Origin of the sequence: Streptomyces graminilatus, assembly GCF_001418565.1 — a bacterium.
Taxonomy (GTDB): Bacteria; Actinomycetota; Actinomycetes; order Streptomycetales; family Streptomycetaceae; genus Streptomyces; species Streptomyces graminilatus.
On the sequence record NZ_LIQQ01000497.1, the window covers coordinates 21,482 to 28,054 of the forward strand.

Annotated in this window: 6 protein-coding genes; 4 read left to right on the forward strand and 2 right to left on the reverse strand. The window is 72.8% G+C overall.

All coding sequences use genetic code 11. The features are described from left to right. Window positions 1–25 precede the first annotated feature (25 nt). The 4 genes from AOK08_RS34105 to AOK08_RS34120 all read left to right on the forward strand — a co-directional run bounded on the left by AOK08_RS34105 (window position 26) and on the right by AOK08_RS34120 (window position 5,099). A complete protein-coding gene (locus AOK08_RS34105; protein WP_055533206.1) occupies window positions 26–1,246 on the forward strand; it encodes an ROK family protein in 1,221 nt (406 codons plus the stop codon). Between the two features lie 183 nt (window positions 1,247–1,429). Further along, window positions 1,430–1,750: an SHOCT domain-containing protein gene (locus AOK08_RS34110; RefSeq protein ID WP_055533207.1), complete on the forward strand. Its 321-nt coding sequence runs from the start codon at window positions 1,430–1,432 to the stop codon at window positions 1,748–1,750. Then, window positions 1,747–2,511, forward strand: a complete 765-nt coding sequence (locus AOK08_RS34115) for an ABC transporter ATP-binding protein (protein ID WP_055533209.1) — start codon at window positions 1,747–1,749, stop codon at window positions 2,509–2,511. Before AOK08_RS34110 ends, AOK08_RS34115 begins: the two co-directional genes overlap by 4 nt. Window positions 2,512–2,537: 26 nt before the next feature. Continuing rightward, window positions 2,538–5,099, forward strand: a complete 2,562-nt coding sequence (locus AOK08_RS34120) for an ABC transporter permease (RefSeq protein WP_055533225.1) — start codon at window positions 2,538–2,540, stop codon at window positions 5,097–5,099. 109 nt (window positions 5,100–5,208) lie between these two features. Here AOK08_RS34120 and AOK08_RS34125 read toward each other — a convergent pair whose 3' ends face one another. Both AOK08_RS34125 and AOK08_RS34130 read right to left on the reverse strand, forming a co-directional pair. Further along, window positions 5,209–5,784: an ATP-binding protein gene (locus AOK08_RS34125; protein WP_079054434.1), complete on the reverse strand. Its 576-nt coding sequence runs from the start codon at window positions 5,782–5,784 to the stop codon at window positions 5,209–5,211. Between the two features lie 293 nt (window positions 5,785–6,077). Continuing rightward, window positions 6,078–6,401, reverse strand: a complete 324-nt coding sequence (locus tag AOK08_RS34130; RefSeq protein ID WP_055533213.1) for a hypothetical protein — start codon at window positions 6,399–6,401, stop codon at window positions 6,078–6,080. Window positions 6,402–6,573 lie beyond the last annotated feature (172 nt).

A 6,573-nucleotide genomic window follows, 5' to 3' on the forward strand; every position in this document is an offset into this window, starting at 1 on the left:
TACGGATCATGGGAGACTCGCTCCCATGAGCGGCAAGGTCGAGGGCACGACTTCAAGGACGCGGTTGGACCGGGGGCGCGGTGCGCTCGGGCCCGCCTTGGAGCTCGTGCACACCGGCCGGGCACCCACCCGGGCCGTGCTCACCGTCGAGCTGGGGGTCACCCGGGCGACGGCCGGTGCGGTGGCCGCCGAACTGGAGGCGCTCGGGCTGATCACCGTGGACGCGCGGCCCGGGGCGGCGGCCGGTTCGCAGGGGCGCCCCTCGCACCGGCTCGACATCGCCGAGGACGGGCCGGTCGTCCTGGCCGCGCAGGTGCACGCGGACGGATTCCGGGCCGCGCTGGTCGGGCTCGGCGGGCGGATCGTCGCCACCGCGCCCGGCTGCGAGACCGTCGACGCCGATCCGGCGAAGGTGCTCGGCTCGGTCGTCGACGCCGGCGCCCAACTGCTGCGCTACACCGGGCGCCGCTGCGTGGGCGCCGGTCTCGCTGTACCGTCGGCCGTCGCCGAACCCGAGGGCCTGGCCCTGAACCCGCTGCACCTCGCCTGGCCGGCCGGCGCACCGGTACGGGAGATCTTCGCCGAGCAGGTCCGGGCCGCGGGCATCGCCGGACCGGCCTTCGCGGGCAACGACGTCAACCTCGCCGCGCTCGCCGAACACCGGCACGGCGCCGGTCGCGGCGCCCGTGACCTGCTGTGCGTGGCCACCGGGCACCGGGGTGTCGGCGGGGCGCTGGTCCTCGACGGGCGCCTGCACACGGGCAGTTCGGGCCTCGCCCTCGAAGTCGGCCACCTGATGGTCAACCCCGAGGGACGCCCCTGCCACTGCGGCGGCCGGGGCTGCCTGGACGTCGAGGCCGACCCGCTCGCCTTCCTCGTCGCGGCGGGCCGTGACCCCGGCCCCGAGGTGTCGCTGCTCAAGCAGGCCAACGAGCTGATCCGTGGCCAGTACCAGGACCCGGCGATCCGTACGGCCGCCGAGACCCTCATCGACCGCCTGGGCCTGGGCCTGGCGGGCCTCGTGAACATCCTCAACCCGGACCGCGTCATCCTCGGCGGCCTGCATCGCGCTCTCCTCGACGCCGACCCCGACCGCCTGCGCGCGGTGGTCGCCGACCGCAGCCTGTGGGGCCGCAGCGGCAGCGTCCCCATCCTCGCCTGCACACTGGACCACAACAGCCTCGTCGGAGCGGCCGAGCTGGCATGGCAGCCGGTGCTCGACAACCCGCTGACGGCAATGGCGTAGCCGGACAGTCGTACAAAGGCCCCCGGCCACGGCAGACCTCGTACAGGCGGGAAGCAGCCGGCAGCGCCCCGCGTACTCCCGGGGAGGTACGCGCACTGCCCCCGGCCGTACGACGACCCGGACCCCCTTCCGGCGCGAGCCTTTGAGTCATCAGTCCACACCCCATCCGGGAGATGACTCGACATGCAGACCCTCGCGAACTGGGACGGCGGCCCCGGGCCGTGGATCCTGTTCTTCCCGCTGATCTGGGCGGCCGTCGTGATCGGCGTCGTCACCGTCCTGCGCCGCACGGCCTGGCGCGGGCGCCGCGGCCCGTGGCGTGCCATGGACGGCCGCCACGGCGCCCAGGACCGCCTCTCCGGCGACGCGCCCCTCGCCGTACTGGGCCGGCGCTTCGCCTCCGGTGAGATCGACGAGGACGAGTACTGGCGCCGCCTGTCCGTCCTGGACGAGCAGTTCGGTGGCGCGGCCGGCGGCCGTGCGGGCAAGGGTGGTGCCGCATGAGCACGGACACCGCCACCGCAACCACCACGACCCGTACGGCGGCCCGGGTCGTCGACGCCGTGAAGGTGTACGGCGCGGGCGACACCGCCGTACGGGCCCTCGACGGAGTGAGCGTCGGCTTCCCGGCCGGCCGCTTCACCGCGATCATGGGGCCGTCGGGCTCCGGCAAGTCCACCCTGATGCACTGCGCGGCGGGCCTGGACACCCTCGGCTCCGGAGCCGCCTTCATCGGCGACACCGAACTGGGCGCGCTCGACGACCGCCGCCTCACCCTGCTGCGCCGCGACCGGATCGGGTTCGTCTTCCAGGCGTTCAACCTGGTCCCGACGCTGACCGTCGCCGAGAACATCACGCTCCCGATCGATCTGGCGGGCGGACACGGCGACCGGGAGTGGATCGACGCGCTGGTCGACGTGGTCGGCCTGCGCGACCGGCTCCACCACCGGCCCGCCGAACTCTCCGGCGGCCAGCAGCAACGCGTCGCTGTGGCACGGGCGTTCGCCGGCCGGCCCGATCTCGTCTTCGCCGACGAACCGACCGGCAACCTCGACTCGCGCTCCGGCGAGGAGGTCCTCGGCCTGCTCGGCCGCGCGGTGCGGGACATGGACCGTACGGTCGTCATGGTCACCCACGACCCGGTCGCCGCCGCCCACGCGGACCAGGTCCTCTTCCTGGCCGACGGCCGGCTGGTGGACCGGATGGAGTCCCCGACCGCCGACCGGGTCCTGGACCGGCTGAAAGCCTTCGAGGTGCCGTCATGACCAGCAGGGCCCTCCCCGCGCACACCCTGCGGGCCACCGTCCGTCTCAGCCTCTCCTCGCTGCGCGCCCACCGGAGACGTTTCGCCGGCACGTTCCTGGCGGTGTTCCTCGGCGTGGCCTTCCTGGCCGGGACCCTGGTCATGGGCGACACCCTGCGGGCGAGCTTCGACACCATGTTCGGCGACGCGACGAGCGGCACCGACGCCGTCGTCCGTGGCGCCGACGCCATCACGACCCCCGGCAACAGCCAGGGCGTACGCCGGCCGGTCCCCACCGCGCTGGTGAAGACCGTCGAGCGGGTCCCCGGGGTCGCCGCCGCCGCGCCCGACATCCAGGGCGCGGGCCAGCTCATCGGCTCCGACGGCAAACCGATCGGCGGCCAGGGCCCGCCCACCGTCGCCGGCAACTGGATCACCGACGCGAAGCTGAACCCGTACCGGCTCGCCGAAGGACGCGCCCCGTCGAAGTCCGGCGAGGTCGTCGTCAACCGGGGCACCGCCGAGAAGGGCAGGCTGAGCATCGGCGACACCACGGTCCTGCGTACGCCCGACCCGGTCAGGGTGACGATCGTCGGCCTCGCGACCTTCGCCGGCGAGGACGGCATGGCACAGGTCACCTTCACCGGGATGACCCGGCCCGACGCCGAGAAGTACCTGACCGCGAAGCCCGGAACGGCGGCGGGCATCCAGGTGCGGGCCGGCCCCGGGGTGGGCCAGCGGGAACTTGTCGACAGGCTGACTCCCGTACTGCCCAAGGGTGTTGAGGCGATCACCGGTCATGAGTCGGCCGAGGAGAACACCGAGATGATCTCCAGCCGCTTCCTGACCGTCTTCACCCTTCTGCTCCTCGTCTTCTCGGGCGTGGCGATCCTGGTCGCGACCTTCTCCATCCACAACACCTTCGCGATCGTCGTCGCCCAACGCACCCGGGAGAACGCCCTGTTGCGCGCACTGGGTGCCTCCCGCCGACAGGTCGCCGCGGCCACACTCGTCGAGGCGACCGCGGTCGCCCTCACCGCGTCGCTGGCCGGCCTGGCGGGCGGCATCGGCATCGCGGCGGGCCTCCAGGCACTGTTCCCGGCCATCGGATTCCCCTTCCCCGAGGGCGACTTGGTGATCAGCGCGCTGTCCATGCTGCTGCCGCTCGCGGTCGGCGTCGTGGTCTGCCTGGGGTCCGCCCTGCTGCCCGCCGTACGCGCCGGCCGTACCGCACCGCTGGCCGCGCTCCGTGAGACAGCCGTCGACAGGTCGGGCGCGTCGTCCGTCCGGGCGGTCACCGGCGCGGGCCTCGCCGCCCTCGCGCTCGCCCTGACCCTGACCGGCGTCCTGGTCCAACCCTCCTTGTGGCTGGCGGGACTTGGCGCAGTACTGGCCCTCTCGGCCTTCGTGGTCCTGGGCCCGGTCGCGTCCACCACGGTGGTACGGATCCTCGGCGGCCCCCTCGACCGGCTGCGCGGAGTCACCGGCGGCCTCGCCCGGCGCAACGCCCTGCGCAGCCCGAAGCGGACCGCCGCCACCGCGAGCGCGCTGATGATCGGAGTGGCCGTCGTCTCCCTGTTCACGGTGTTCGGCGCCTCGCTGAAGGCCACCATGGACCAGACCGTGTCCCGGTCCTTCGCGGGCGACGTGGCCGTGAGCACCCCGTCGTTCGGGGCGGGCGGCAGCGGACTCAGCCCCGGTCTCGCACCCGCGATCGCCCGGCGCCCCGAAGTGGCGGATGCCGTCGGTCTCGGCCGGGGAGTCGCCGAAGTCGACGGCGAGGGACGGGCGTTGACCGTCACCGACCCCGCCGCCCTCGCCAGGGTCTTCGACCTCGGCGACATCCGCGGCTCGCTCGACGACCTCGGCACCGACGGCATCGCCGTCGCCGGGACGGAGGCCGACCACCAGGGCCTGAAGACCGGCGACACGGCCCGAGTCACCTTCACCGACGGCCAGAAGAAGACCTTCACCGTACGCGCGGTCTACGGCCGATCCGAACTCGCGGGCGACTACGTCATCACCCGCGCCGCTTGGGCCCCGCACCGCACCCAGGACTCCGACTCGCTGATCGCCGTCGCCTTCAGGAAGGGCGTCGGCACGGACACGGGCAAGGCGGCCGTCGAACAGGTCGCCGCACGGTACGGCGACCCCGAGGTGCAGACCCGCGGCGAGTACGCCGAGTCCTCGGCGGCGGGCATCGACATGATGCTCACCCTCGTCTACGCGCTGCTCGCCCTCGCGGTGCTCATCGCACTCCTCGGCATCGCCAACACGCTGACCCTCGCGATCCATGAACGCACGCGTGAACTCGGCCTGTTGAGGGCCGTCGGCCAGACCCGCGCCCAACTGCGCGCCATGGTCCGCTGGGAGTCGATCCTCGTCGCCGCCTTCGGCACGGTGGGCGGGCTCGCCCTCGGCGGCTTCCTCGGCTGGGTGCTGGTGAAGGCCTCGGACGGCGCCAGTGACAGCGCCTTCGCCTTCGCGCTGCCGCCCGCACGGCTCGCGATCGTGGCCCTGGTGGGCATCGCGGCCGGCGCACTCGCGGGCCTGCGCCCGGCCCGGCGGGCGGCCCGTCTGGACGTACTGCGCGCCATCGCCACCGAGTGAGCCCGCTGAACACTGAATCGCTGAATCCCCTGAGTCCGATGAACGACTTCCGCTGAACTGCTGACGTACGGACAGCGGTGGGGAGGGGATACCGCTGGTCACCGCCCGGTCAGCCGACAACGGCCGACCGGGCGGGAGCGTGTTCCGGCCTGCGCCGGAGAACCCCCGGCTTGTGTCCCTTGTCGTACGACGGCTCGTCGTACCCAGGGCTGTCGCACAGCAGTTCGCTGAACGGCTGAACGGCGGGTGTCACGGCAGCGGGTCTGGTCTCCGGGGACGCCACCACCGGGGTGAGCGTCGGCAGGGTGAACCACACGACCTTCCCGGACTCGCCGTCGGGCCGCACACCCCAGCTCTCGCTGACCGCGGCGACCATCGCGAGGCCCCGGCCGCAGGTGGCCGAGGGATCCGCGTCCCGCAGCTCGGGAATGCGCGGGTCGTGGTCGTGCACCGAGACCGTGAGCCGGTCGAGCAGGACCTCGATGTCGACGGTGCACATCTTGTCCGGCTGGGCGTGCCGGTGGACGTTGGTCAGCAGCTCGGTCACACCGAGCGAGGCCCGGTCTATCAAGGGATCCAGATGCCAGTAGCGCAATTGCGCGGAGAGGATTCTGCGGACCTGGCCGATCCGCGACGGGAGGGCTTGGAGTTCGACGGTGCAGTGTCTGCTTGGGTGACTGATCACGGCTTGCGACTCCCCGAATTGAGGTCCGGAAGAAGACACGAGATCGGATCCAGCAGAGTGCCCGCGTGCAGTGGCCGCCTGCTGTCTATGGCCGGCGGGCTGGTTCGCAGCGTCATCGCCGGTAAACCCAGAGTGATGTGTGACAAGCGTGGCTCAGGTGAGGGAAACCCGCAACTCGCGGCACGGTTCGCCCGGCGCTGCCGGTGTCCGCGTCTCCCGATCGCCCGGTGCCCGCGCGAGGTGCGGCCCTACTGGCGACACCGCCCCCGCCCTGCTCACCTTGCTCGCTCCGGTCAGCGCCCGTGCCCGGACGCCCTGCGTACGGCCTCGATGAACCGACGCGCCGCGGGTGGTCCGGGGCGGCCCGGCGCGGGGTCGTGTTCTCCCAGGGTCAGCAGGTAGCGCTGGCCGTTGAGGTCCGCGAGCGCCCGGTCGTCGGGTGCGAACCAGGGCTTCGACGCTCGTACCGCCTGCACGGGAGCGCTGTCGATCTCGCTCCCGTAACTGGTGAGCAGCTCCAGCCTGCCGTCGCTGATCCGGACCTGTCCGGCCCGGGTGAGCGACCGCAGCCTCTTCCCGATCCGCACGCCCGTGGCTGTGAACTCCGGCTCCGCCATGATGCTCCGCCCCCTTGTCGGCTTCCGCCGAGATGCGTGGTGATCCCGCGTGGCACGTGATCCAGTGTGCGCCCCCGTGCCGAGCAGTCTGCCCGCCCCCGGCGTCGAGCACCAGTGCGTACGCCGGTCCGCGGCAATCGGTGGAAGCACTCACCGGGATGCGCCCCCGGGC